This is a genomic window from Janthinobacterium sp. DSP2-3-3 (assembly GCF_049897325.1).
Lineage (GTDB): Bacteria > Pseudomonadota > Gammaproteobacteria > Burkholderiales > Burkholderiaceae_D > Janthinobacterium.
Window position 1 is genome coordinate 86800 of record NZ_JAFCWA010000013.1, and the last position, 24316, is coordinate 111115.

The 24316-nt window shown below is 60.2% G+C and carries 25 protein-coding genes; 12 read left to right on the forward strand and 13 right to left on the reverse strand.

Going from position 1 to position 24316, the window contains the following annotated elements:
- Nucleotides 1-45 precede the first annotated feature (45 nt).
- Genes ACP7DE_RS22980 through arsH form a run of 3 tightly spaced genes read left to right on the forward strand, consistent with a single transcriptional unit; the run spans nt 46 to nt 1575 of the window.
- On the forward strand, nt 46-417 hold the full coding sequence (locus tag ACP7DE_RS22980) for an ArsR/SmtB family transcription factor (protein ID WP_426074256.1): 372 nt from the start codon (nt 46-48) through the stop codon (nt 415-417).
- Nucleotides 414-836, forward strand: coding sequence for an arsenate reductase (glutaredoxin) (arsC, locus tag ACP7DE_RS22985; protein ID WP_426074257.1), 423 nt, complete (start codon nt 414-416; stop codon nt 834-836). Before ACP7DE_RS22980 ends, arsC begins: the two co-directional genes overlap by 4 nt.
- A 1-nt stretch (nt 837) precedes the next feature.
- Nucleotides 838-1575, forward strand: a complete 738-nt coding sequence (arsH, locus tag ACP7DE_RS22990; protein ID WP_426074258.1) for an arsenical resistance protein ArsH — start codon at nt 838-840, stop codon at nt 1573-1575.
- 60 nt (nt 1576-1635) lie between these two features.
- Here arsH and ispB read toward each other — a convergent pair whose 3' ends face one another.
- The gene (gene ispB, locus ACP7DE_RS22995) at nt 1636-2625 is read right to left on the reverse strand and encodes an octaprenyl diphosphate synthase (RefSeq protein WP_426074260.1); all 990 of its coding nucleotides are present in this window, start codon (nt 2623-2625) and stop codon (nt 1636-1638) included.
- Between the two features lie 304 nt (nt 2626-2929).
- Between ispB and rplU the strand changes: the two genes are divergently transcribed.
- From rplU to proB, 5 genes are all read left to right on the forward strand, one after another.
- Nucleotides 2930-3241, forward strand: coding sequence for a 50S ribosomal protein L21 (rplU, locus tag ACP7DE_RS23000; protein WP_038500602.1), 312 nt, complete (start codon nt 2930-2932; stop codon nt 3239-3241).
- A gap of 40 nt (nt 3242-3281) precedes the next feature.
- Nucleotides 3282-3554, forward strand: coding sequence for a 50S ribosomal protein L27 (gene rpmA, locus ACP7DE_RS23005; RefSeq protein ID WP_010395157.1), 273 nt, complete (start codon nt 3282-3284; stop codon nt 3552-3554).
- Between the two features lie 113 nt (nt 3555-3667).
- Nucleotides 3668-4777 carry a GTPase ObgE gene (obgE, locus tag ACP7DE_RS23010; protein WP_101484030.1) on the forward strand — a complete coding sequence of 370 codons (1110 nt, stop codon included), beginning with the start codon at nt 3668-3670 and terminating at the stop codon, nt 4775-4777.
- A gap of 12 nt (nt 4778-4789) precedes the next feature.
- Complete coding sequence (locus tag ACP7DE_RS23015) at nt 4790-5200, forward strand: hypothetical protein (protein ID WP_426074262.1); 411 nt, start codon at nt 4790-4792, stop codon at nt 5198-5200.
- A 27-nt stretch (nt 5201-5227) separates the two neighbouring features.
- Nucleotides 5228-6346, forward strand: a complete 1119-nt coding sequence (gene proB, locus ACP7DE_RS23020; protein WP_426074263.1) for a glutamate 5-kinase — start codon at nt 5228-5230, stop codon at nt 6344-6346.
- 129 nt (nt 6347-6475) lie between these two features.
- Here proB and ACP7DE_RS23025 read toward each other — a convergent pair whose 3' ends face one another.
- The 8 genes from ACP7DE_RS23025 to rsxB all read right to left on the reverse strand — a co-directional run bounded on the left by ACP7DE_RS23025 (nt 6476) and on the right by rsxB (nt 15208).
- The gene (locus ACP7DE_RS23025; protein ID WP_426074264.1) at nt 6476-6604 is read right to left on the reverse strand and encodes a hypothetical protein; all 129 of its coding nucleotides are present in this window, start codon (nt 6602-6604) and stop codon (nt 6476-6478) included.
- Nucleotides 6605-6942: 338 nt separating this feature from the next.
- Complete coding sequence (locus tag ACP7DE_RS23030; protein ID WP_426074265.1) at nt 6943-7083, reverse strand: hypothetical protein; 141 nt, start codon at nt 7081-7083, stop codon at nt 6943-6945.
- 1 nt (nt 7084) lies between these two features.
- On the reverse strand, nt 7085-8212 hold the full coding sequence (locus ACP7DE_RS23035) for an MBOAT family O-acyltransferase (RefSeq protein WP_426074266.1): 1128 nt from the start codon (nt 8210-8212) through the stop codon (nt 7085-7087).
- Nucleotide 8213: 1 nt separating this feature from the next.
- Nucleotides 8214-9104, reverse strand: coding sequence for a hypothetical protein (locus tag ACP7DE_RS23040; RefSeq protein ID WP_426074267.1), 891 nt, complete (start codon nt 9102-9104; stop codon nt 8214-8216).
- 1 nt (nt 9105) lies between these two features.
- Entirely contained in the window at nt 9106-10899 is a 1794-nt protein-coding gene (locus ACP7DE_RS23045; protein ID WP_426074268.1) for an AMP-binding protein, read from the reverse strand.
- A 14-nt stretch (nt 10900-10913) separates the two neighbouring features.
- Complete coding sequence (locus tag ACP7DE_RS23050) at nt 10914-13772, reverse strand: AMP-binding protein (protein WP_426074269.1); 2859 nt, start codon at nt 13770-13772, stop codon at nt 10914-10916.
- Between the two features lie 27 nt (nt 13773-13799).
- The gene (gene nth / locus ACP7DE_RS23055; RefSeq protein ID WP_426074270.1) at nt 13800-14447 is read right to left on the reverse strand and encodes an endonuclease III; all 648 of its coding nucleotides are present in this window, start codon (nt 14445-14447) and stop codon (nt 13800-13802) included.
- Entirely contained in the window at nt 14444-15208 is a 765-nt protein-coding gene (gene rsxB / locus ACP7DE_RS23060) for an electron transport complex subunit RsxB (RefSeq protein WP_426074271.1), read from the reverse strand. Before rsxB ends, nth begins: the two co-directional genes overlap by 4 nt.
- Nucleotides 15209-15547: 339 nt before the next feature.
- On the opposite strand from rsxB, the gene ACP7DE_RS23065 reads away from it, so the two are divergent.
- The 3 genes from ACP7DE_RS23065 (at nt 15548) to ACP7DE_RS23075 (ending at nt 19719) form a co-directional block, all read left to right on the forward strand.
- Nucleotides 15548-16288: a substrate-binding periplasmic protein gene (locus ACP7DE_RS23065; protein ID WP_426074272.1), complete on the forward strand. Its 741-nt coding sequence runs from the start codon at nt 15548-15550 to the stop codon at nt 16286-16288.
- 126 nt (nt 16289-16414) lie between these two features.
- A complete protein-coding gene (locus ACP7DE_RS23070) occupies nt 16415-18979 on the forward strand; it encodes a TonB-dependent receptor plug domain-containing protein (RefSeq protein WP_426074273.1) in 2565 nt (854 codons plus the stop codon).
- 44 nt (nt 18980-19023) lie between these two features.
- Nucleotides 19024-19719, forward strand: a complete 696-nt coding sequence (locus ACP7DE_RS23075; protein ID WP_426074274.1) for a DOPA 4,5-dioxygenase family protein — start codon at nt 19024-19026, stop codon at nt 19717-19719.
- A gap of 67 nt (nt 19720-19786) precedes the next feature.
- On the opposite strand, the gene ACP7DE_RS23080 is transcribed toward ACP7DE_RS23075, so the two are convergent.
- From ACP7DE_RS23080 to ACP7DE_RS23095, 4 genes are all read right to left on the reverse strand, one after another.
- Entirely contained in the window at nt 19787-21007 is a 1221-nt protein-coding gene (locus tag ACP7DE_RS23080; protein ID WP_070260064.1) for a polyhydroxyalkanoate depolymerase, read from the reverse strand.
- A 275-nt stretch (nt 21008-21282) separates the two neighbouring features.
- A complete protein-coding gene (gene fdxA, locus ACP7DE_RS23085; RefSeq protein WP_010395176.1) occupies nt 21283-21606 on the reverse strand; it encodes a ferredoxin FdxA in 324 nt (107 codons plus the stop codon).
- Between the two features lie 332 nt (nt 21607-21938).
- The gene (locus tag ACP7DE_RS23090; protein WP_426074275.1) at nt 21939-22226 is read right to left on the reverse strand and encodes a protealysin inhibitor emfourin; all 288 of its coding nucleotides are present in this window, start codon (nt 22224-22226) and stop codon (nt 21939-21941) included.
- Nucleotides 22227-22320: 94 nt separating this feature from the next.
- Nucleotides 22321-23718 carry a hypothetical protein gene (locus tag ACP7DE_RS23095; protein ID WP_426074276.1) on the reverse strand — a complete coding sequence of 466 codons (1398 nt, stop codon included), beginning with the start codon at nt 23716-23718 and terminating at the stop codon, nt 22321-22323.
- Nucleotides 23719-23918: 200 nt separating this feature from the next.
- On the opposite strand from ACP7DE_RS23095, the gene ACP7DE_RS23100 reads away from it, so the two are divergent.
- Nucleotides 23919-24203: a polyhydroxyalkanoic acid system family protein gene (locus tag ACP7DE_RS23100; RefSeq protein ID WP_099760480.1), complete on the forward strand. Its 285-nt coding sequence runs from the start codon at nt 23919-23921 to the stop codon at nt 24201-24203.
- Nucleotides 24204-24316: the final 113 nt, after the last annotated feature.

Here is a 24316-nt window from a genome sequence, read left to right on the forward strand (position 1 = left end):
GGCATGTCGCTTGAAATGATTCAATAATTCGAGTATTATTGAATTATGAAAAATGAAAAGACGATCACTGACCCGGCGACACCGCTGACGAGTGCTTCCGCCATCGTGGCCCTGGCTGCGCTGGCACAGGAATCGCGGCTGGCCGTGTTCCGCCTGCTGGTGCAAGCGGGGCCGCAAGGCATGGCCGCGACGAAAATTGCCGAAGCGCTGGCCATTGCGCCCTCGTCGCTGTCGTTTCACTTGAAAGAACTGGCGCACGCCAATCTGGTGACGGCGTGCAAGGCGGGCCGCTCCATCATCTATGCGGCCAACTATGCGGGCATGAACGGCTTGCTGGCCTTTTTGACCGAGAACTGCTGCGCCGGCGCCCCTTGTTGCGTCAGCGAACCACATTTATTGAAGGAAACGACGACATGACGATCACGATCTATCACAACACGGCTTGCGGCACCTCGCGCAACACCCTGGCCCTGATCCGCAACACGGGCGTCGAACCCGTTATCATCGATTACGTCAAGAACCCGCCTTCGCGTGACGAGCTGGTCGACTTGATCAAGCGTGCGGGCTTGTCCGTGCGCGCGGTGATGCGCGACAAGGGCGCCCTGTATGACGAGCTGGGCCTGGCCAATCCTGAGCTGAGCGATGCGGCCCTGCTCGATGCTATGCAAGCCCATCCTATTTTGATCAATCGTCCCATCGTCGTCACGGAACTGGGCGTGCGCCTGTGCCGGCCGTCGGAAAAGGTGCTGGACATCCTGCCGCTGCCGCAGCAAGGCGCCTTTGCCAAGGAAGATGGCCAGGCCGTGGTGGGCGCCGACGGCAAGCCGGTGGCCTGAGATGGACGATTTACCCAATGAGTTGCCCAACATCAGCGCCGCGCACCTGGACTTGCCCAGCTTGGATAAATTGGCGCCAGTCACGGTTTCCACCCACGCGCCGCGCATCCTGCTCCTGTATGGCTCGCTGCGCGAACGCTCGTACAGCAAGCTGCTGACCCTGGAAGCGGAGCGCATCTTGCGCCACTTTGGCGCCGACACGCGTGTGTTCGATCCGCATGGCTTGCCCATGGTCGACAGCGTGTCGCCCGAACATCCGAAAGTGCAGGAACTGCGCGCGCTGTCGCTCTGGTCGGAAGGGCAGGTGTGGTGCAGTCCCGAGCGGCATGGCGCTGTCACGGGAGTCTTCAAATCGCAGATCGACTGGCTGCCGCTGGAATCGGGCAGCGTGCGGCCCACGCAGGGACGAACCCTTGCAGTGATGCAAGTGTCGGGCGGTTCGCAATCGTTCAATGCCGTCAACGGCTTGCGCGTGCTGGGACGCTGGATGCGCATGGTGACTATTCCGAACCAGTCTTCGGTAGCCAAGGCGTATCAGGAATTCGACGATGCGGGCCGCATGAAGCCGTCGCCGTACTACGAGCGCCTGGTCGATGTGATGGAGGAGTTGTACAAATTCACCCTGCTGGTACGCGATCGCCGCGATTATCTGGGTAGCCGCTACAGCGAACGGCTGGAAGCGGAGCCGGCCATCGTGCGCGCATTGGCGGGCGCGGCCATGGAGCATGAGCGTAAGTAGGGATGCAATCAAAAAACGGCGCCAGTGGCGCCGTTTTGTATTGTATCGAGTAAAACGCGATCAGTGATTGCGGTCGACGGCAAACGAGCATAGTTGCAGCATGGATTGCTTGTAGACACTGTCCGGCCAGCCGGAGATGGCATCGGCGGCGCGCTGGCCGGCGATTTCCGCCTGCTTGCGCGTGTAGTCGAGGGCGCCGCTACTGGTGATGGCGGCCAGGATGGCGTCGAAATGCTGTTCGTCGCCCTGTTCGATGCAGCTGCGTACCAGTTCGCGCTGTGCCGGCGTGCCGTTTTCCATCAGCCAGATCAGCGGCATGGTCGGCTTGCCTTCGCGCAAGTCGTCGCCCACATTCTTGCCGATTTCGGTGGCGTCGCCCGCATAGTCGAGCACGTCGTCGATCAGCTGGAATGCTGTGCCCAGCGAGCGGCCGTATTCGGCAGCCGCTTCGATATCGTCTTCGCTGGCGCCGGCGATCAGGGCGCCCAGTTGCGCCGATGCTTCGAACAGCTTGGCTGTCTTCGAGCGGATGACGTTCAGGTAGCTGTCTTGCGTCACGTCCGGATCGTGCATGTTCAGCAACTGCAGCACTTCGCCTTCGGCGATCACGTTGGTGGCGTCGGAGAGGATTTGCATGACGCGCATATTATTTAGCGATACCATCAGCTGGAACGAGCGCGAATGCAGGAAATCGCCCACCAGCACCGAGGCGGCATTGCCGAACAGTGCGTTGGCCGTCTGGCGTCCGCGGCGCATCGACGATTCATCGACGACATCGTCGTGCAACAGGGTAGCGGTATGGATGAATTCGACCACGGCAGCCAGTTCATGGTGCGCCGTGCCGCGATAGGCGTGGGCATTGGCCACCAGCAAAATCAGCACGGGACGGATGCGTTTGCCGCCTGCACTGATGATGTATTCAGCGATTTGATTGATCAGAATCACATCGGAGTGCAGTTTTTGGCGGATCACCGTATTGACTGCGTCCATATCGGCGGCAATCGTTTGCACGATGGTGTTTTGGTTAACGTGTTTGTTAGCGTCAGACAAGGCGAACCTGCATTAGATTGTGGGTGCGGCGATTATACGACATGGCTTGCGCGAGCGTGATGTTTGCCTATGACTGTAGAGCAATTGTTTGACCTTGTTGGCACTGGCGCGCGCTTTTCTGTCCGCCTGGCGCAAGCCTGACATGATGGTCAGGTTGTCGACATACCACGATCATCAGTCTTTGTGAATAGTTTTTGACGCGATTTATCAGTCCGTGTATAATCGCTGGTTCTCCCTGTTGTGTACGGCTTGCTTTGCGTGGCAGTGGGACAAATTCTTTCAACATTTGATGAGGTTTCAAATCATGTACGCGGTCATAAAAACCGGTGGCAAACAATACAAAGTTGTCGCTGGCGAAAAACTTAAAGTAGAACAGATACCGGCAGACATTGGTTCCGAAATCACCATCGATCAAGTTCTCGCAGTAGGCGCGGGCGACACCATTAAATTTGGTGCGCCATTGGTCGAAGGTGCAACGGTACTGGTTACGGTTGTGGCGCATGGTCGCCATGATAAGGTCAAAATTTTCAAGATGCGTCGTCGTAAGCATTACCAAAAGCATCAAGGCCATCGCCAGAATTTTACCGAAATCCAAATCGTTTCGATCAACGGCTAATCGCCGCTGTTTGAATTAATCAGCTATCAAGGAGTCTTAAATGGCACATAAAAAAGGCGGCGGCACAACGCGAAACGGCCGTGATTCAGAATCAAAACGTCTGGGCGTTAAAGTCTACGGCGGCCAAGCTATCAATGCTGGCGGCATCATCATTCGTCAACGCGGCACCCCAGTGCGCGCCGGCGAAGGCGTAGGCATGGGCAAGGACCACACGTTGTTCGCGCTGATCGCGGGCAAAGTGAAGTTCGTTGTCAAAGGCGCCGGTTCGAAGCAATTCGTGACCGTTGTACCTAACGCAGCAGTACCAGCGTAATTCATCGCGGGGCGCCAGTTCGCTCCGCTGTGATCGCATGATGTAAGGCGCAAGCCTTCAATCGAAAGGCTCTGCCCAAGGTAGAGCCTTTTTAGTTTTATGGCGGCAAAATTATGAAGTTTATCGACGAAGCAAAAATCGAAGTCATCGCGGGCGATGGCGGCAACGGCTGCGCCTCTTTCTGTCGTGAAAAATTCCGGCCTTTCGGCGGTCCCGATGGCGGCGATGGCGGCAAGGGCGGCACCATTTGGGCAGTCGCCGACCGCAATATCAACACGCTCGTCGATTTCCGCTTCTCCAAAATGCACAAGGCTCGCAATGGCGAGCCTGGCCGTGGCGCAGATTGCTATGGCAAGGGCGCGGATGATATCCATCTGCGCATGCCGGTCGGCACCTTGATCATCGACAACGCGAGCGGCGAAATCCTGGCCGATTTGACCGAACACGGCCAGATCGAAATGCTGGCCAAGGGCGGCGAAGGCGGTTGGGGCAATATTCACTTCAAGTCCTCGACCAACCGTGCGCCACGCCAAAAAGGCGAGGGCAAGGAAGGCGAACGCCGCGAACTGCGCCTGGAACTGAAAGTGCTGGCTGACGTGGGCCTGCTGGGCATGCCGAACGCCGGCAAGTCGACCTTCATTTCGGCCGTCTCAAATGCGCGCCCGAAAATTGCCGATTACCCATTTACCACTCTGCACCCGAACTTGGGCGTGGTGCGCGTGTCGCACGAGAAGAGCTTTGTGATCGCCGATATTCCCGGCTTGATCGAAGGCGCTTCCGAAGGCGCGGGCCTGGGCCATCAGTTCCTGCGTCACTTGCAGCGCACGGGTCTGCTGTTGCACATCGTCGACCTGGCGCCGTTTGAAACCAACGTCGATCCTGTCAAGGAAGCCAAGGCGCTGGTCAAGGAACTGAAAAAATACGACGAGTCGCTGGTTGACAAGCCGCGCTGGCTGGTGTTGAACAAGCTCGACATGGTGCCGGAAGAAGACCGTAAGAAGCTGGTGAAGGACTTTCTCAAGCGTTTCGCCTGGAAAGGTCCCGTCTTCGAGATCTCCGCGCTGAACCATCAAGGTTGCCCGGAACTGGTGAATGCGATTTATCAACATCTGGAAGCGAAGAAACACAGCGAAAGCCGTGCCGAAGAAACGCAGATGACCGAAGAAGCACGCGGTATCTCGTCGATCGACCCGGATGATCCGCGTTTCAAGATTATCGACTAAGGCTGTATCCTGATGTCAGTACAGGCGGTCGCTGTCGCGTCATCGCGCAAGCAAGCGTGGCAGCGCCGTGTATTGCATCTGATCGCGTATGCTTACGGGCTGAGCGCGGTCGCCTGCCTGCTGTTCGCCGATGCAATGGCGGCCGGCATGGGCATCTTCCTCAATGGCGTCAATGGCTACAGCCAGTTCTACGCTTCCCATGTCGGTGTCTGGGGCGCTACCGCGCTCCTGGCGCTGTTCGCAGCACGGCAGGGCGAACCGCCCATCCTCGGCGATATCACTGCAATGTTGGTCCTGGCGCAGCCCGCCGGCCGTTTGTACGCGGCCATCAGCTTCGGCTTGCCCCAGGGTTTTGTGTTGTTCATGTGCGCAATCGAGCTGACGGCGGGGCTGGCCTTGCTGCTGCTGCGTCCTGCGCGCTGACGTCTATTAAGGGAAGAGCGCCGCCCCATGGATTCCGTGATTCAAAAAGCTACCCGCATCATCATCAAAGTCGGCTCCTCGCTGGTCACCAACGATGGCCGTGGACTCGACCATGCCGCCATCGCGCGCTGGGCTGCGCAGATTTCCGGCTTGCGCGCCCTGGGCAAGGAAGTCGTGCTGGTCAGCTCCGGCGCCATCGCCGAAGGCATGCTGCGCCTCGGTTTCGAGCGGCGCCCCACCGATATCCACGAATTGCAGGCCTGTGCCGCCGTCGGTCAGATGGGCCTGGCGCAAATCTATGAAAGCAGCTTCCGCGCCCACCAGCTGGGCACGGCGCAAGTGCTGCTGACGCACGCCGACTTGGCCGACCGCGAACGCTACCTGAATGCCCGTTCTACCCTGACGACCCTGCTGCGCCTGGGCGTGGTGCCGATCATCAATGAAAACGACACCGTCGTCACCGATGAAATCAAGTTCGGCGACAACGACACTCTGGGCGCCCTGGTGGCCAACCTGATCGAGGCCGATGCGCTGGTCATCCTGACTGACCAGCACGGCCTGTTTTCTGCCGACCCGCGCAAGGACCCGAACGCTTACCTGATCACGCAAGGCATCGCCGGCGATCCGGCGCTGGAAGCGATGGCGGGCGGTGCCGGCAGCAGCCTGGGCCGTGGCGGCATGCTGACGAAAATCCTCGCCGCCAAGCGCGCCGCCAAGTCCGGTGCCCACACGATCATCGCCTGGGGCCGCGACAGCGATGTGCTCAGCCGGCTGGCCCAGGGCGAAGCGATCGGTACGCAGTTGCTGGCGCAAACAGGGCAATTGACAGCGCGTAAGCAGTGGATGGCCGATCATCTGCACACGGCTGGCGCCGTCGTGCTGGACGCGGGCGCCGTACAAAAGCTGCGCCAGGAAGGTAAGTCCCTGTTGCCGATCGGCGTGACGGGCGTGAACGGCGAATTCGGCCGCGGTGCCGTGATCACCTGCGTCGATGCCGCCGGCGTGCCCGTGGCGCGCGGCCTGTCCAACTACACGAGCGGCGAAGCGCGCCGCATCATGCGCAAGCCCTCTGCCGAGATCGAGGTGATTCTCGGCTACATGGAAGGCCATGAGCTGATTCATCGTGACAATATGGTGTTGCTGTAAGCATCGACTGCCCTGCAAACTTGCATCATCCTCGCGATGCTTTCAGGTTTGCAAGGCCCGGGCGGAAAACACGGCCGTCGATGGTGGCGCCGGCGCCGATGCCGCTGAAATGGTTGCCCATATGTCCTCCTAGTGTTTTATCTCTGAACGGTTGGCGATGCTGGCGCCACTGCCTATGTTGCTGAATTCGTCGCCGGAGGTGACCTTCGACTGGTCCACATTGACGTGATAGGTCGCCGCCGTCTGGCGGTTTTTCATGACGTTGATGATGGCCTGCGCGATGGCCAGATGCCCTCCTTGTCGCGTGACTGCAGCAGGCTCGAACTGCCCGCACTGGTTTCGACGAAGAGGGTGTAGTACTTCAGTTGCGTGCGGTCCCACAGGCCGTAGCCCGTGATGGAAAGGAATGCCAGTCCGGCAAGGACGTACAACCAGGCAGGCAGATCGTGGCGTCGCTCAAACAGTTGCGCGGACAGGTGCTCGATGGTCAGCGGTTCATGGATGCACAGGAGCCAGGCCCCCGAAGCTCTCGCGTGTCTGGCTAGTGTGGGCCGCTATCTGATCTATTCTTTAATCTGGCGCAAACGGACATGCTCTTATAGCTGGCCGTAACGAAAACCCATGCCCAGGGCCTGCGGCCATTTCAGCCACAGCAGCAGCAGCAATCCCCCATACCATAGCGTGAAGAGCCCGTGTACGACAGGTGCCGGCAGGTAGCGCAAGAGAAATTGGTACACCTTAACTCCCAGGTAACAGTAGTGCGAACAGCACCGTCAGGCAAGACCAGGCCGCCTGCAAATCGCTGGTCGACGTCAGCGCGAAGCTGAGGATGACAAACTGCAAGGTCATAAACCAGCAGACTGCGCGCCAAAGGGCATAGCGGCGCAGCTTCTCGGCCCATGGCATGTGCTTGCCCCACAGATGGACGATGACCAGTCCGGCGCCGTGGAACAGGCCCCAGGCCAGGTAGCGCGGCGACAGTTCATGCCACAAGCCCAGCACGATCATGCTGCCCAGGCTGGCAAACAGATAGTGCCGCGTGCGCGAGAGGATGGGCCGGAAAACGAAATCGCGGCACCACTCCGACACCGTGATGTGCCAGCGGCGCCAGAAATCGGACAGGTTACGGGCGGCAAAGGGGAAATGGAAGTTTTCCGGCACGCGTATTCCCAGCAACGCGGCAAAGCCGATGGCGATATCGCAATAGCCCGAGAATTGCCAGTACAGGTTCAAGCCATAGCCCACTAGCGGCAAGTAGGCATCAAGCCAGGCGTTTCCGGTGGACAGATTCAGCGTGTTGAATTTGGAATTGAGAATATACCCTGCGAGTAAAACCACCTTGCAATAGCCGTATAGCATGCGCTGCAAGGCTTGCGAAGCGAGTTGCCTGTCCCACCGCGCGCGCAATAGTTCCATGCGGAACGCATCGTAACGCTGGACCGGACCGACGGCCAGGGTGGGCGGGAAGAGCAGATAGCCCAGCGTAGTGCCAGCGCGGCCATCGCGCGCGATGCCATCGCCATGCTCGGCGATCAGGTGCCAGGCTTTGAGCGAGACGAAGGCGTAGCCCAGGTAAGCGGCCAGGCCGTGGCTGGCTTTGGCATATTGGTAAACGATAAAGGCGAGCAGCACGCCGGTCAGCCCCAGCGTTTGCATCAGGGCCGGGTGGCGCCATTGCGGACCGCAGATGAAGGCAAACCAGGCCAGCAAGGCGCTCCAGGCTGCCACGCTGTCCCCACCGTCATTCCATAGCAAGATGGCGCCGCCCAGCGTCAGCAGCCAGGGCCGCCACGCAGGCGGCAGGCGCCAGTAGAGCGGGATCAGCACCAGCATGTTCAGCATGCCGAAGGTTGTCATCCACACCATGTTAACGTTCGTCCCGCAGTTGCTGTAATTGCGCGGCCCACCAAAGGGCGAACAGGTGTGCGCCAGCCGCGTTCATATGGCTGCCGTCGCAATACAGATCTTGCTGTGCATAAGTGGGTGATGTGAGGTAATGAATATGGTGGCTCGGTGGCAGTGCTTGTCGTAAACGGAAAAGCCATTCCTGTTTTTTCTGCATAATAAATTGCTCCACTAGTTCAGAGCGGCGCAGCTCCAGGACGACGATGCGTACGCCTCGTTGTGCTAGGCGTTGTAGCCGGTCAGTTAGCTGCCGGTTGACGGCCGTGTTGTTAAACATGGTTTGCACATTGGCGGCATTGTTTAACGTCACATGCCGCCGCATGTAGGATGGAATGGCGTTACATTGAGCAGGCTCACGTTGGTCAACCAATGCTACATACGCCTGTGGTGGTACGACAAGCCCCGCGTTTCCTGTAATTCGGTAGACGATTGTCTTCGCCGCCAACATAAAATCCTGCCGCAGTTCATCCATCGTTGTGTCGTTTTGATCTGGTAATAGCAGATTTGCTTCAATGATAAGAATATCAGGTGGATTTTGCTCAATGATCTCCAGGCTGGGTTCCAAATAACCCATGCCGGCACTGGGCTTGGTCATGCGCATCCAGTCGATGCCAGGCATCGCCACCTGTGCCAGTGCAGGTGGCGTGGCGGCCCATAGCAGGGATGAGCCCAGGCCCAGCACGCGCAACTTGCCATCGGTCGACGGTGCATCGAGAAACTGGTGTGTATGATCGGCAATGGCATGATCCGGCTTGCGCCAGGGTGACCAGCGCGGCAGCGAAATCAGGGCAAGGATGCCCGCGACCAAGAGTGCACTGTACAGCCAGATACGCAGAGGCGGTGCGCTTGCCATCTCAGCGCGTCAGCCGCTGGATCAGTTGCACGGTGGCGTCCATCGTTTCCATGTGCACCACATCCGATGGGCTCAGGCGTACCCTGAACAGGGTTTCCAGGCCGATGACGAAGTTGATGTGCGCCAGCGAATCCCAGCCTGGCGTATTGGCGGGACCTGAATCACCCTTGAGTACGTCTGTTGGCAAGTTGAACAGGCTCGCGGCCAGTGCAAAAATGTCTTCCTGCTGATTGCCGTGTGCGCTGGCCACCATCGGGCTCACCGATAGTGCGTGCTGTAACTGTGCCGTAATGACCTTGCCGGACGGCGTGCGCGGCAACTGGCCAGTCAGGCTGATGCGTTTCGGCAATTCGTGTGCCCCCAGATACTGGGCGCAATGCTGCAGCAGTTGCTGGTGATCCGCTTCCATGCCTGGGCGCAGCACCACGCAGGCGACGGGGATTTCTCCCCATGTCGGGTCTGGCAATGCCACCGTCGCCGCTTCCAGCACGGCAGGGTGCTGCATCAGTACGCTGTTGATGGCTTCCGGCGACAGATTGTAGCCGCCGCAAATGATCACGTCCTTGAGGCGCCCGGTGATCCAGTACACGCCGTCGCTGTCGCGCCGTGCCAGGTCGCCCGTATGCAGCCAGCCGTCGCGCAGCACGGCAGCGGTTGCTTGCGGATTATCAAGATAGCCATGCATCAGGTTGGCTCCTTGCAAGCACAGTTCTCCTGCTTCATCGCAGCCGGCCTCACCGCCATCGTCGCGCACGATTTTGGCCAGCATGTCGCGCGGCACGCCCACGCTGCCGATCTTGTGGCTGGCGGCATCCGGTCCCGCATACAGGCCGCAGGTACCCGTTTCGCTCAAACCATAGGTATTGATGAGTTTTACCTTGAAACACTGACTGAAGCTGGTCCAGGTGGCTGGACTAAGGGGAGCACTGCAGGAAATGGCGAAGCGGAAATGACCATTGTCGAAGTTTTCCGCCAGGTGGGCGCCATATTGCTGCAGCAGAGCCAGCGCTGTCGGCGCGGCAATCAGATGGGTCACCTGTTCGCGGTAAATGGCAATCAAAATGGTCTCGATGGCGACGATGCTGAAGGGCGCGGGACGCACCAGGGTGCAGCCCCGCTGGTAAGCCAGCAGCACGCCTTGCACCAGGCCATCGGCGTGCGATAGCGGCATCAGATTCAGCAGGCGGGAAGCGGGCGTCAGTGCGTAGTGTTCGACTATGGTCTGCAGGTGTGCAAGCAGGGCAGGCCAGTGCATTTCCACGCCTTTCGGCCGGGCCGTGCTGCCCGACGTGAATACGACGTAGGCGGGCCCATCGTGCCGTGCGGGCGGCAAAGGCGCCGGCGCTGGGGCTGCCAGCAGGCCGGGCCAATTGTCCAGGTCTGCGGGTGGTCGTCGCCCTAGCAATTTGCTCAACAGCGCTCCCTTGGCCTGGACCGCACCGACGCGGATTTGTTGCGGCGGCAAGGGCAGATCCTGGGTGCGCCATAGCTCGATCGCATCGGCATCGGCAATGACGGCATCGATGTGCGTGTGTTGCAACATATCCTTGACCTGCCGCACAGAGGTGCCCGGATCGAGCAGCAAGGGAATGGCGCCGGCCCGCATGCAGCCGAGCAGCAAGGGCGCAAATGCCAGATCGTCGCGTACCATCAGTAGCACGCGTTTATGTTGCAGTTCGCTGGCGATCAGCCTGGCTGCCACTTTCAGCAGTTGTTCTTCCAGATCGGCGTGACCGAGTGTTCTGGAAGCGATCAGAAATGGCGTATGCGTAGGCGTGGGACGGATCTGAAACATGGCGTGCCTGTCTGTTACTGTAAGATTGAATGGGCCAGTGCGCGACGGTCGAGTTTTCCTGCCGCGGTGTAGGGCAAGGCTGCTTGTAGGCGCAGTTCGCGGGGAAAGGCGTCGATTTGCGGGTGTTGACGGCAAAAGGCGACAAAAGCGGGCAAGTCGAAGCCATCTTCGACCACCAGCATGCCGAGCAAGCCTTGCGGTCCGGCGGTGACGGCTGCTTGCCGTACCAGCGGATGGCTGCACATGGCGTGTTCGAGCGGGGCGGGATGGATGATGTCGCCATATTCGTTCTTGAGCCGGTCATCGTGTCGGCCTAGCAGGGTGATGTTGCCCAGGCCATCATGGCTGGCGATGTCGCCCGTGTAGATCCAGCCGTCGCGGGCAATGGCGGCGGTTTGCGCGGGATCGCCCCAGTACGCGCTCATCAGCTGGTTGCTGTGCACGCGTAGTTCACCTGCCTGCGCCGGTCCGAGTGGCAGGCCCTTGCCATCGCAAATTTGCAGCACGGCGCCTGCGGGACGACCGCACGCTTGACTGGCACCGGGCGCGTGCTGGAACAGCATGCATAGGCCGCCCGTCTCCGTCAGCCCATAGTAATCGATGATCGTGAGTCGCATGCGCTCGCTCAATGCCGTGTGTAGTGACGTTTGCAGGGGCGCGCCAGTGGAAACGATTTGCCGCAGGCTGGCCGGGTGCTGGGTCAGGTGTGCCGGTAGCCGTTGCAGCATGGCAAGCCAGGCGGGACCTGTCGCCAGCACGGTAATGCCATGGCGTTGCACGGCCTGCAAGGTCTTGCTGACATTCCCTCGTTCGTTTTCATCGGCCAGATACACGCTGGCACCGGCAAACAGGGCGGCGACCATGGGGTTGCGCAAGCCACTCATGGTATTGCAGTCGCCCAGTGACAGCAATATGTCGCCGTCGTGCCAGCCAAATTGCGTGGCCGCCAGCTGGCCGCTTTGCAATAGTGAGCGCTGGCTGTGCACGACACCCTTGGGCGTGCCGGTGCTGCCGGAGGTAAACAAAATCACGGCAGGATCATCGGGGTGGATGCCATGGCCGGACAACTCCGGTGTGGGCGGCAGCGCCATCCAGCCTTCCAGCAAGGCCGACAGTTCAGGCAAGGCACAGCTTGGCGGCAAGGCCGCCGTGGCATCCTGGGCTATATCGTCGAGCAACAGCGCCGGGCATGTCGCCAGGGCGGCGGCGCTGTGACGGGGGTGGTCCAGCACCAGCAAGGCGGGAGCGATGCGTTCCAGCAAAGGCTGCAACAAGGCGGGTGTGTCCGCCAATTCCTTGCGCAAAGGAACCACGACCGCACCGATGCGCCAGCTGGCCCAGCTCAGCAGTACCGCTTCAGGATGGTGTGCGCACAGCATCACGATGCGGTCACCTGCTTGCACACCCGTCGCCAGCAAGCCCCGTTGCAATGCCGGCACGAGTAGCTCGACTTCCGCCCAGCCAAACGCGCTGTCGTCCATGCCACACAGCAATAGCGGGCGTTGCTGGTACAGCGCCGGCAGTCGTTGCCACAGATATTCGAAGGTTTCTTCCTGCGGCAGGGGGCGTACGATCTGGCTTGCATAGTAGGACTGCAAACGGGCCATGGCGCCACTGATGGGGGCCATCTGCAGCAGTTCGGTCGCGGCCATGCTCTTTGCTTGCTGGCACACGTATTCCACCGGCAAATTCAGCCGTTGTGCAGCCTCGTCCAAGGTACGTAGCTGGCCCAGCTGGAACAGGATCTGCAATTGCTCGGCGCTCAGTTTCTGGGGCCCCAGGCGCGCCAGGCGTTCCGCATAGCACGGGTGGCGCAGCAGCAAGTCTTGCATCAGGCCGCCCAGCGCATCGGTATCGGGCACGGCGCAGCCATTCAGGCTGTCGAGTCGTAGCAGGGCATTGATGACGGCGCGTGATGCGGGCAAGGCCAGGTCGAGGTCGGCCTGGCGCAGGGGGGCTCCTTCCCATGCGGGCGGCACCAGCGCCACCAGACCGTTGTAATGTGCAGTGTCCGGCTCGCCATGCAACTGTCCTCTGACGTCGAACAGGGTCACTTCCGACATCACCAGCGTCTTGCGTGCGCCGCGTGCTTGCGCAGCATCAAAACGCTGCTGATAGCTCCGGCCGTGAAGGATGTTACCGCCGCGCTCGAAGTAGGGCGCGGGCTGGCTATTGGCCATGTGTACGTGCGGGAAGATGATCGGCGCGTCGCTACGGGCGATGCGTAGCATCTCGCCAGCAAAGGTCAATGGTGCATAGCGATGCAGTGAATCGAGGCCATGAATCAGCGCAAATGTGCCATCGCGAAAAGGCATGGGACTGCCCGGTGGCAAGAAAATGATGTCATGGTTGGGCGCGCGCTGCCCTGCGGGCAGCCAGTGAGCGTATCCCATGTAACCGAGCACATCGAAATTGCCTTCCCATACAGAAATGACATGTTGCTGGGGAAACGCCGCCGCCAGCATCTCGCCACTCCAGCCCGTGCGGCCCCAGGTATCGAGGATGAGGTCGCCTGCTTGCAATTGCTCCCTGGCCAGGTCCAGCAAGGCATAAAAGGCGCGGGTCGATTCATTGAACGGCTGGAAGGCGGCGTAGCGGTCGGGAATACGGCGCACATGGCGGCGGTGCATGAAGGACAGATAATCGGCGCTGGGCGTCAGCTGGGCACGCAGCGCCGACAGCATCTGGGCATTGCAGCCTTGCCGCGCTTCCGTGAAGAGCGCAAAGCCCTGTATGACGGGAATGTCAATGGCGCACGCCGGACAGCGCAATACTGCTTCCAGCAACGGTGCCGATGCCCCGGCTGGCGTGTTGCTGTGCAGGGGCAGGCGGCAGGCGGGACAAGTCAGGATATCTAATGTCGTATACAACATGGTGTCGCCGTTTGTAAAGGGATGTTGTCAGACCACAGCCGGCATCGGTGACTTGCTCTTGTAATCGCACAGGTCGGCAATCATGCAGTTCCAACATTGCGGTTTACGGGCCATGCACGTGTAGCGGCCGTGCAAGATGAGCCAGTGGTGGGCGTCGTGCAGGAATTCCTTGGGCACGAATTTCAGCAGTTTTTGCTCGACGATATCGACATTCTTGCCTGGCGCGATGCCGGTGCGGTTCGAGACGCGGAAGATATGCGTGTCGACGGCCATGGTCGGTTCGCCAAACGCCGTGTTCATGACCACATTCGCCGTCTTGCGGCCCACGCCGGGCAAGGCTTCCAGCGAGGCACGGTCGCGTGGCACTTCGCCGCCGTGCTGCTCGAGCAGGATCTGGCAGGTGGCGATGACGTTCTTCGCCTTGGTGCGGAACAGGCCGATGGTGCGGATGTAGCTGGCCAGCTCGTCGACGCCCAGCGCCAGTATTGTGGCTGGCGTATTGGCGACCGGATACAGCAAGCGGGTGGCCTTGTTGACGGACACGTCCGTCGCCTGCGCCGACAGCAGCACGGCGATCAGCAGCTCGAACGGCGTCGTGTACTCGAGTTCCGTTTTCGGCGAAGGATTGGCGGCGCGGAAGCGCGTAAAGATTTCCAGGCGTTTGGCAGCGTTCATGCGTCTTTTTTCGGGGCGTTGGGGGCGGGCGCTTCTGTCTGGGCGGCGGCGCTGGCGGCAGCCTTGGCGCGCGCGCGCTCCATGGCGGCGGCGATGATGGCGCGCTTGCGCTCCTTTTCCGCCTGTTCGTCGGGCGTGACGGGCACTTCCTGCGTCACTTCCTGCATCTTGGCGACGGCCTTGGCGGCTAGGCGCGCGTCGTTGGCATCGGCTTCGCGGCGCAGCCGCTGCGTGCGGAAATCGTGGCGCGCGCGCGCGTCGTCAGCCTCAACCTGGCTCCAGGCATCCCAACCGGTGGCGTCGGCGCTGACGGGATACATCACGATGCAGTCGACGGGGCAGGGCGCCACGCACAGGTCGCAGCCCGTGCACAGATCGGTGACCACCGTATGCATCTGCTTGGCGGCACCGACGATGGCGTCCACGGGACAGGCCTGGATGCACAGGGTACAGCCGATACACAGCGATTCATCGATGTAAGCGACAGATCGCGGACGTTCGAGGCCATTGACGGGATTGAGAGGAATGATCTTTTTGCCCAGCAAGTTGGCCAGGCGCACGATGCCTTGCGTGCCGCCCGGTGGGCACTGGTTGATGTCGGCATTGCCTGCGGCGATCGCTTCCGCATACGGGCGGCAGCCGTTGTAGCCGCATTTGGTGCATTGCGTTTGCGGCAGCAAGTCTTCGATCTGGTCGGCAAGTGAGGGAGAGGCGGGATGCGGCACGGTCATCTTCCACGGTAAAACATCATTATCGGCCATCTGGGCCGCCAGCAAGTAAAAACCTGTGTCGTGAGAGGGGATAGCGTGTGCCGTGGCGGGCTGTTGCAAGCGCGCCGCAATCGTATTTTATTTCCCTCAGGAATGTCAAAGTGCAAATAAACAACTTTGAAATTTCTTTTTTTTGTGGGAGCATGATTTTTATCAAGCCTGTGATTAAAAAAAGCCGACCGCCAGTCCTGTTGCCGAGCCTGCACTACACGGCGCGCCAGGCCATAGGAGCAAAACATGCGTTTCCTCCGAACAGTTGGTTTGCCCTTCTGTTTCTTCATGCACTCTACACTTGCACTTGCCCTTGCGCACGAGCAGGCTGGTGCCCCTATGGCGGCACCGGGTGTTGCCAGCTCACGTATCGTTCGCTTCGCTGCGGAAGACTGGCCACCGTTCATAACCGGCAGTCTGCTTGCCGATGGCATGTCCGGGGCGATGGTCAGCGCCATCTTCGAACGCATGGGCTATGTCGTCAAATATGAGTATTTTCCATGGAAGCGCGCCATGCAGTTTGGCCTGGCCAGTCCCCGCTACGCGGGTTTCCTGGCCGTCTGGCGCACGCCCGAACGGGAAAAACTCTGTCACTTCTCTGTTCCGGTTGGCAATACGCAAGGCGTACTGGCCTACCTGAAGGAAGATGGCGTTCCCGGCGCCACCCTGGCCGATCTGGGCAAGCTGCGCATCGGCACCGTGGCCGGCTATTCAAATGGCGAACAGTTCGATGGCATGGTGGCGCGTGGCGAACTGAAGACGGAGGAGGGCTTGAACGACGCCACGAATCTGAAGAAACTGTTCATCAAGCGTTACCGCGTGATCGTCATCGAGCGCCATGTTCTGCAGCACCTGCTGATGGGACGCAACTTCAGCAAGGCCGAGCGCGAGCGCATCGCCATCATCGATACTGTCTTCAAGGAACGCCCCGTGCATGTGTGCTTTCAGCGCGATGCCGAAGGTGCCGCGCAGCAAAAACGCTTCAACGAGGCGGCGCGCGACATCGATACGGCCAGGCTGGAACGCGATTACTGGAAGCGCCTCGACCAGAGCCTGGCCTCGGCCCCATCCTCCCCCTGACGTCCCACGTCTCTGTTGTTAATTGCCAAAACGAAATATCTAAATACGAAACCATTCGTTCTTGTTTGTTTGCCCATCCTTTAGTCTCCGGCCACTGTGTTGACGACTTTGAAAGGATGTTTTCGTATGCGGGAACTGATTCACAAGCAAGACCCCACCCCGCGCCTGCGGCAACTGACGCACGCCGTCTCGCTGGCCGTGCTCGTGCTGGCAGCGCCCGGTGCAGCGTATGCGCAAGCGACGCCGGACGATGCTGCCGTGCTGGCTGGTGCCCCGTTTGACACCGTCATCGTCACGGGCGCACGCGGCACGGGCCGCACGGTGGCCAACAGTGCCGCACCCATCGACGTGATCAGCGCGCAGCAATTGCTGGCCACCGGAAAATTGAATTTGCTCGATGCGCTGGACACGGCCTTGCCATCGTTTAACTTGCCAGCCCGCGTACAGCCCGACCTGGGCAGCATCGTGCGCGCCGGGCAGTTGCGCAACCTCGATCCCTCACATACCCTGGTGCTGGTCAACGGCAAGCGCCGCCATACCACGGCCATCGTCAATGAAGATGGCTTTCCCGGTTCTGTCGCCACCGACCTGGCCCTGATACCCACGGGTGCCATTGCCCTCGTGGAAATCTTGCGCGATGGCGCCTCGGCCATCTACGGTTCCGACGCCATTGCCGGCGTCATCAACATCATCCTGAAATCTGATGACAAGGGCAGCTTCGGCACGCAGCTCGGTTCCACCTACGATGGCGATGGCACGAACGGTTCCGTGCGCATCGATGGCGGCACGCGCCTGGGCGAGCATGGCTTTGCCCACTTCGGCGCCGAAGTCCAGCGCCAGGGCATCGCCGTGCGCAATTTCGGCCTGAATCCCGCTTATCTGTCCTATCCGGCCGTGCGCAACAGCGATGGGCAACTGGTGAAATTGGGACCGAACAACAGCTTGCCGGCCGGCGCCTCGCCGAACCCGGCCGAAGCGAAGCGCAACAGCAATCCATGGCGCAATACGGGCGTGCCGCAAAGCACGACTGCCTCGCTCAGCGCCAACCTAGGCTATGACGTGTCAAATGAGGTGCAACTGTACGGCTTTGGCACGTATGCTCACCGCAATGCCCGCTCGGCGCAGAATTTCCGCCTGCCCAATACCATTTTCAATAACAACCGCGGCTTGCTGTCCGTGTATCCCGACGGTTTCACGCCGTATGAAACGACGAGCGAAAACGATGTTGCGCTGACGGGCGGCATCAAGGGCGAGACGGCCGGCTGGAGCTGGGATGTCAGCAGCACTTACGGCCGCGACGATATCGACGTGGGCGTGGAAAACTCGGCCAATTACTCGCTGACTTATCCGGGTGGCAAGACCGATTTTGACATCGGCAATCAGCGCTACAGCCGTTCGACCACCAATGTCGACGTGCGCCGCCCGCTGCAACTGGGGTTGAGCGAGCCGGCTGACCTCAGCGTCGGCTTCGAGTATTCGCATGAAACGCAGCAGCGCAGCCCGGGCGAACCCGCTTCCTGGCAGGGCAGCGGCGCGTCGGCGCTGGCTGGCTACCTGCCCGTCGATGCCTCCGACACGGCGCGCCACAGCTATGCGGCATATGGGGGCCTGGGCGCCAAACTGACGCCGCAATTGCTGCTCGATACGGCCCTGCGTGCCGAGAAATACTCCGATTTCGGCAGCAAGACCACGGGCCGTTTGTCTGCCCGTTATGACGTCACGCCCGCCGTGGCCGTGCGCGGCACCGTCAGCAACGGTTTCCATGCCCCGAGCCTGGTGACGCAAGCGTATTCGAATACTTCGGACCATGCGGGCGTGCCGTACACTCTGGCGCAGCCGAATTCGACCGCTGCGCGGGCCCTGGGCGCGCAAGCGTTGAAGCCGGAAAAATCGACGAATCTGTCGGCCGGGCTGACCTTCAATCCGACGCCCACCCTGCGCTTTGCCGTTGACGCATATCAAATCAAGGTCAGCGACCGTCTGGGGGTGTCGTCGAACATCGGCATCGACCGCAGCTCGGGCGTGGCGCTTGATGGCAGCGGCCGGCCGCTGACGGCCACGCAAGCGACGGTCATTGAAAACCTGCTGCGCTCGGCAGGCTTGACGGTGGGCAATGGCCTCGTCGCGCATTACTTTGCCAACGTGGGCGACACGCGCACGCGCGGCATCGACTTGACGGCCGAGGATGTGCTGCGCGTGGCCGAGGGCAAGTTGCGCTGGACGGCGGCGGCCAATATCAATCACACGAGCCTGGTAGGCAAAGCGCAACTGCCCGCCGTGCTGCAAGGATTGCCGAATATCGGCACCTTGAGCAAATCGGCCGAGTACGACTTGCTGTACCGCGCACCGCGCGACAAGGAGATCGTCACGCTGGCGTATGAAGAAGCCGGCTGGGTATTCAACGTGCGCGAGACGCGCTATGGCAAGCTCAAGCGCCTGAACGCCATCACGGGCGGCGATTATCAGCTGAAGGCCGCCTTCGTGACGGATGTCAGCGTCGGCTACGACATCAGCAAGCGCATCAACGTGACGGTGGGCGCCAACAATGTGTTTGAGCAGAAGCCAAGTCAGGTGCCGCGCGCAGCGCGCAGCGCGTCGAATTTGGCGCAGTACACGGGCGCGTACGACAACTCGGGGCCATTAGGCGCCCTTGGTGCTTATTACTACGCCCGCGCCACGATGCACTTTTGATTTGCCATCTCTATCTCCACATAATCAAGAACAGGAAATCTTCTATGTCTGACAAAAATCAACACGTGGTCATCGATCTGGAATGGGCGAATCTGCTGTCGCCGCAACGCCGCACGGTCTTGCGTGGCGGTGGCCTGGTGGCGGCGCTGGCCGCTTCGGGCCTGGCTGGTTCGGCGCTGGCGCAGGATGGCGCGGTAAAACGCGTGAAAGACGTAAAACCGTCGGCGCCCGGGAAAAGCCCGTGGGGCGAGCATACGGATACGGCACCCACGCCGCGCCCTGTCAGCGTGCGGCCCGGCGAGGAAACCTTGCCGCGCAAGCCGCGCGCCTACACGGATATCGAGAGTTATCACGCACACATCTATTTTGATGAAGACAGCTATCAGAAGGCGGTGCTGATACGCAAGTGGGCGGCCGAGCGCTTCCAGATTGAACTGGGCGACTGGAACCTGGAGCCGCGCGGCCCGCACGTGACGCCCTCGTTTTATTTCGGCTTCACCAATGACTTGCTGCCCGTGATCGTGCCGTGGCTGCAGTTGAACAGCCTGGGCCTGACGATATTGATCCACCCGAATACGGAAGATCCGCGCGCAGACCATCTGTATTACGCGCTGTGGGTGAACCGTTCGCAGCCCGTGAATGGCTACGCGATGAAGAAGCCGGGGCCAGGTGAGCCGAGAGTCGAGCAAATCTTTGTCAATACGCGTCCGACAGTGAAAATCGAAACGTCGCGCACATGAGCTGAGCATAAAAGAAAACGGCACGCCAGGGTAGCCTGGCGTGCCGTTTTGATCGAAACGAAGGCTATCAGCCGTGTTTCTGGATGAATTCGCCGATTTTCGGGCAAATGATCTCGCGCCAGCGGCGACCCGAGAAGATGCCGTAATGGCCGCATTTCGGCGCCACGAAGTCTTGCTGCATCTCGGCAGGGATGCCGGAACACAAATCATGCGCCGCCTGCGTCTGGCCGGCGCCGGAAATGTCGTCCAGTTCGCCTTCCACGGTAAACAGCGCCACATTCGTGATGTCTTGCGGACGCACCAGTTGGCCGCCCACTTTCCAGGTGCCCATCGGCAGGCTGAATTCCTGGAAAACCGTTTTAATGGTTTCCAGGTAGTACTCGGCCGGCATGTCCAGCACGGCGTTGTACTCGTTGTAGAACTGGCGGTGGCCTTCCGCCGGCTCGTCATCGCCCGTCACCAGGTGCATGTAGAACTCGCGGTGGCTTTGTGCGTGGCGGCCCGGGTTCATGGCGATGAAACCGGCGTGCTGCAGGAAGCCCGGATACACTTTGCGGCCAAAGCCAGGGTAGTTCGGCGGCACCGCGTAGATCACGGTGTTTTCAAACCACGAGAATTTCTTTTCCGTCGCCAGGTTATTCACTTGCGTGGGCGAGCGACGCGGGTCGATGGGGCCGCCCATCATCGTCATGGTCTTCGGCATGTGCGGATCTTTTGCCGTTGCCATCAGCGAGATGGCAGCCAGCACGGGCACGGTCGGTTGACAGACGGAAATCACGTGCAAGTCAGGCGCCAGCAGGCGGATGAACTCTTGCACATAATAAATGTAATCGTCCAGGTGGAACGGGCCTTCCGTCAGCGGTACCATGCGCGCGTCCGTCCAGTCAGTGATGTAAACATCGTGCTCGGCCAGCAAGCCGCGCACGGTATCGCGCAGCAGGGTCGAGTGGTGACCGGACAGGGGGGCAACCAGCAAAACTTTGGGCTGTTGCAAACCAGTGGCTTCTTTTTTGAAGTGAATCAGGCGGCAAAACGGTTTTGTCACGACAACGTGTTCGCGGATGTCGACGCTCTCGCCTTGGACGAGCACGGATTGGATGTCGAATTGCGGTTTTTCGTAGTCTTTGCCAAGGCGGTACATCAGCTCATAGCCGGCTGCGATGCGTTGCGAAAACGGAGTGTGGGCCAGTGGGGAAACCGGGTTGGTAAATAACTTGGAGGACATGTCTGCCCATTGCATCACCGGAGTGAGGAAAGAGCGTTGCAGTTCGTGCAGTTGGTAAAGCATATAGAGTCCTTGTTTAATTCCAAGCGCCAATATCGGCTCAAAGATCATAATCCAATTCTACGATATTTGTTGAGGACAAAATGTGCTTTACCGCGCATAGGTCCATAGTTTGCGCATCGATGTGATAGCGCGCCACACTTGCGTGGATAGACCTACAACGATGTCTTAAAAGTAAAAAAAAGCAGCGTTTCCGCTGCTTTTGGTATATTTATTTGTCGCCACGCCCCTGCGGCAGGAATATTCCGGCCGGAATGGCCGCCGCAACTGCCGTGCGCTTAGCGCACCAGCATGTCGAGCTTGTCCTTGACGTCCTTGTATTGCTCGGCTTCCGGCAAGGCAGCCTTCGTTTTGGTGATCGAAGGCCAGTTGCGGGCCAGATCGACGTTGATCTTGATGAAGGCTTGCTGGTCGCCCGGTACGTCTTCTTCCGCGAAAATCGCGTTCACCGGGCACTCTGCCACGCAGACGGCGCAGTCAATACATTCGTCCGGATCGATCGCCAGGAAGTTCGGGCCTTCCCGGAAACAATCTACCGGGCAGACATCGACGCAGTCGGTATAGCGACAGGCGATGCAGGATTCGGTGACAACGTGGGTCATAACAGTCCTATCAATTTGGGGGAGGTGCTGTAACGCCTGCAGGAACCTCGGCGGCGCGTACTAAAGCAAAGCATAGTATTTTAAGGCAATTCGCTACTTCTCACAAATCCCGCTTATATACAATACATATAAGCAAATTCATTTTTTCGCGTTGCCGTTGCCGCGCAGAGAGTGCAATTCAGCGACTATCCGGGACGTTGCCATGACGAACGGGGCAAGAAAGCGACAGTCGCCCGATGCGGTAGGGTGCAGGGCGGGCGGCGTGCTATCTTGCCGTGTGGTGTTTTTGTTTTACTCAAATCAAGATCGATACCAAATGCGTGCCAGAAAAATCAGGCGCTGGCACGTATTTGCGTTAACAACTGTTGCCAACGTGCATTTTCTGCACTGCCATCCTCGGCAAATGTGATGGTGCGGCGCGCGGCGGGCGCATCGACGGTGATCTTCCAGTGGGGGATATCAGCGCCCACTTGTTCGCCCGTGGCTTGTTGGTGTGTGAAAAAGCCGCTACTGACCAATGCCGCCTCCAGCCCGGGGCCAGCCGGATGGGCTTGCGTATCGATGTCATACTGTTCACTCAGGCCGGCAAAGCCGCCGCTGCTGCGGGCTGAAATTTTCATGGTGCTCCTTCTTGAGAACGGTGGTGGGACGTGATGCGGCATGCCATCGCCATCGCCTGCGGCTGACTGCTGGCGGGCCTGCGGCGTAGGGCGTTTATCGGGGGGCGTAACTGCGGCACCAAGCGGCCAGCGCTTCGCGCTCCGCTTCGAGCAATTGATCCGACTCGCTGTATTCCGCATGGCTCATGGTACCGCAGCAGGCGCGTCTGTCTTGCACGGCGCCGTCCTCGTCCACGACGTCGGGGGCAAAGCTCATCTGGCCATCTTCTGTCATGGCATGGGCCTTGAGCACTTCGCGCACGGTGAAGCTGTTGCGAATGAAGTCCAGGTAGGCGCCGTTGCCGTCGGCCTCGGTGATCGTCAGCATGTGGCCGGCCACGTCGGCATACGTGGCCGCATGGTCGGGAGATGCCACCAGGGCGCGCAGGACCAGACTGCGCAGGTAATCGGCGCAGCGGTGCAGCACGGCCGCATCGTCTTCCAGCTGGGGCTGGCGTTCGTGGGCAAAGATGTCGGCCAGGATGTCGTAGATGGCGCCCGTAAACACTTGCGAGATGGCGTGCACTTCCGTGCCCGCTTCCGACAATTTGATGTCGTTGTCGGCATTGCGCAAGCCGTTTGGCCGGCCCAGGGCCAGGCCGAACTGCTCAGCCAAGTCGGCCAGGAAGGTCCTGTCGTGCAGGTCGGACTTGGTTTGGGCAATCACCGCTTCCACCTGGTCCAGCTGCGACAGGGCGAGGAAGATGGCTGTCAGGTCGCCGAACGATTCGTGCAGGCCGCCCGTCTGCGGTGGATTATTGTTGAGCAACCAATTCGGCTTGAGGCCATCGAGCACGGCGTGCCCTGTTTCATGCGAGACGATGTCGAGCGAGCGGCAGGTGTAGACGCGCTCGGTGGCGCCGCTGGGGATGAAGTCGCCGAACTTGAGGGCTTTGTCGCTGCGGCTGTAATACGCATTCATAACATTGGGCAAGCCGTGCGGAAATACGCGCAGGGGTGCCGTATTGCTGGCGCTATTCCATTGCCAGGGCAGTGGCGGCGCCGTGTCGTTGCTGGCCAGCGCGCGCTGGTACATGGTGAGCGTCATGCGCACGATGGCAAACGTATGCACGGCATCGAACTGGTCTGTGTTGGGTGAGACGATGAAGTCGCCGAAGGCATTCGGGCTGACCTGCGCGATGCCCGGTTCGCCAAACGTGATGCGCGCGTCGCGCGGGCCTTGCAGGATCATGCCGGGCAGGAATGCCTTGCGCGTGCCCAGGTCGCTGACGGAGGGGTCTTGTTTCCAGATCAGCACGCGCGAACCGATGGGCACGGCGGCCAGGTTGCGGGCCGTTGCCTCGCTCAGGCGGGGTGGGCCCGGCTGCAGGGTCAGTTGCGCATGCTTGCGGTGCTGGCGGTAGGGCGCCGATGGGGTAGGGACATAGCCGACGGGCAGGGACACGCATTTGGTCAATATGGCTTCGACCGGCACGATGACTTTCTGGTCCATGATAGCTCTCCAAGACACGCGCAACTGGAACTGGAATAGTCGTCCTGCTTCGGCGCGTCCGGTTTGATGCAGCGCAAACGACATGTGGGGCGGCGGACGTTTTTTTTGCCAGGCCGGTGCCGGGCATGGTCGCGCCCGCCGCATGGCGGCTGGTATGATGCTGGCCGTATTGCCCCCGTTTTTAATAAAAGGATCGTTTGATGGCGGATATAAATATAGTTCAGCAACATAAGCTGACAGCAGCAAAGGCGCGCGAAGCGGCGCAGCAAGTGGCCGACAAGCTGGCCCAGGAGTATGACCTGGCGTGCGCCTGGGATGGCGATGTGCTGCGCTTCGAGCGCAGCGGCGTCGATGGTTCGCTGACGCTGGAAAAAGAGCAGGCGCAACTGCAAATCAAGCTGGGCTTCATGCTCAGCGCCTTTGCCTCCACCATCGAAGGCAAGATTGCCGAGAAGATGCGCAAGGTGTTTACTGAGTCAGTTTGATGGCGTTTCACCCGCTTGTCTGGCGCCCTGTTTAGTGCTAGGAAGCGTGTCGCAGTGATGGGCGAAAAGACGATGAAAACATGTCTCTTTTCGCCTCTTTCACGTTTGACCGT

Excerpts from the sequence above, each read along its gene's own strand:
- ACP7DE_RS22980 (WP_426074256.1), top strand. The coding sequence starts at position 46 with ATGAAAAATGAAAAGACGATCACTGACCCGGCGACACCGCTGACGAGT.
- arsC (WP_426074257.1), top strand. The coding sequence starts at position 414 with ATGACGATCACGATCTATCACAACACGGCTTGCGGCACCTCGCGCAAC.
- arsH (WP_426074258.1), top strand. The coding sequence starts at position 838 with ATGGACGATTTACCCAATGAGTTGCCCAACATCAGCGCCGCGCACCTG.
- rplU (WP_038500602.1), top strand. The coding sequence starts at position 2,930 with ATGTACGCGGTCATAAAAACCGGTGGCAAACAATACAAAGTTGTCGCT.
- rpmA (WP_010395157.1), top strand. The coding sequence starts at position 3,282 with ATGGCACATAAAAAAGGCGGCGGCACAACGCGAAACGGCCGTGATTCA.
- obgE (WP_101484030.1), top strand. The coding sequence starts at position 3,668 with ATGAAGTTTATCGACGAAGCAAAAATCGAAGTCATCGCGGGCGATGGC.
- ACP7DE_RS23015 (WP_426074262.1), top strand. The coding sequence starts at position 4,790 with ATGTCAGTACAGGCGGTCGCTGTCGCGTCATCGCGCAAGCAAGCGTGG.
- proB (WP_426074263.1), top strand. The coding sequence starts at position 5,228 with ATGGATTCCGTGATTCAAAAAGCTACCCGCATCATCATCAAAGTCGGC.
- ACP7DE_RS23025 (WP_426074264.1), bottom strand. The coding sequence starts at position 6,604 with ATGAAAAACCGCCAGACGGCGGCGACCTATCACGTCAATGTGGACCAG.
- ACP7DE_RS23035 (WP_426074266.1), bottom strand. The coding sequence starts at position 8,212 with ATGGTGTGGATGACAACCTTCGGCATGCTGAACATGCTGGTGCTGATC.
- ACP7DE_RS23040 (WP_426074267.1), bottom strand. The coding sequence starts at position 9,104 with ATGGCAAGCGCACCGCCTCTGCGTATCTGGCTGTACAGTGCACTCTTG.
- ACP7DE_RS23045 (WP_426074268.1), bottom strand. The coding sequence starts at position 10,899 with ATGTTTCAGATCCGTCCCACGCCTACGCATACGCCATTTCTGATCGCT.
- ACP7DE_RS23050 (WP_426074269.1), bottom strand. The coding sequence starts at position 13,772 with ATGTTGTATACGACATTAGATATCCTGACTTGTCCCGCCTGCCGCCTG.
- nth (WP_426074270.1), bottom strand. The coding sequence starts at position 14,447 with ATGAACGCTGCCAAACGCCTGGAAATCTTTACGCGCTTCCGCGCCGCC.
- rsxB (WP_426074271.1), bottom strand. The coding sequence starts at position 15,208 with ATGGCCGATAATGATGTTTTACCGTGGAAGATGACCGTGCCGCATCCC.
- ACP7DE_RS23065 (WP_426074272.1), top strand. The coding sequence starts at position 15,548 with ATGGCGGCACCGGGTGTTGCCAGCTCACGTATCGTTCGCTTCGCTGCG.
- ACP7DE_RS23070 (WP_426074273.1), top strand. The coding sequence starts at position 16,415 with ATGCGGGAACTGATTCACAAGCAAGACCCCACCCCGCGCCTGCGGCAA.
- ACP7DE_RS23075 (WP_426074274.1), top strand. The coding sequence starts at position 19,024 with ATGTCTGACAAAAATCAACACGTGGTCATCGATCTGGAATGGGCGAAT.
- ACP7DE_RS23080 (WP_070260064.1), bottom strand. The coding sequence starts at position 21,007 with ATGCTTTACCAACTGCACGAACTGCAACGCTCTTTCCTCACTCCGGTG.
- fdxA (WP_010395176.1), bottom strand. The coding sequence starts at position 21,606 with ATGACCCACGTTGTCACCGAATCCTGCATCGCCTGTCGCTATACCGAC.
- ACP7DE_RS23090 (WP_426074275.1), bottom strand. The coding sequence starts at position 22,226 with ATGAAAATTTCAGCCCGCAGCAGCGGCGGCTTTGCCGGCCTGAGTGAA.
- ACP7DE_RS23095 (WP_426074276.1), bottom strand. The coding sequence starts at position 23,718 with ATGGACCAGAAAGTCATCGTGCCGGTCGAAGCCATATTGACCAAATGC.
- ACP7DE_RS23100 (WP_099760480.1), top strand. The coding sequence starts at position 23,919 with ATGGCGGATATAAATATAGTTCAGCAACATAAGCTGACAGCAGCAAAG.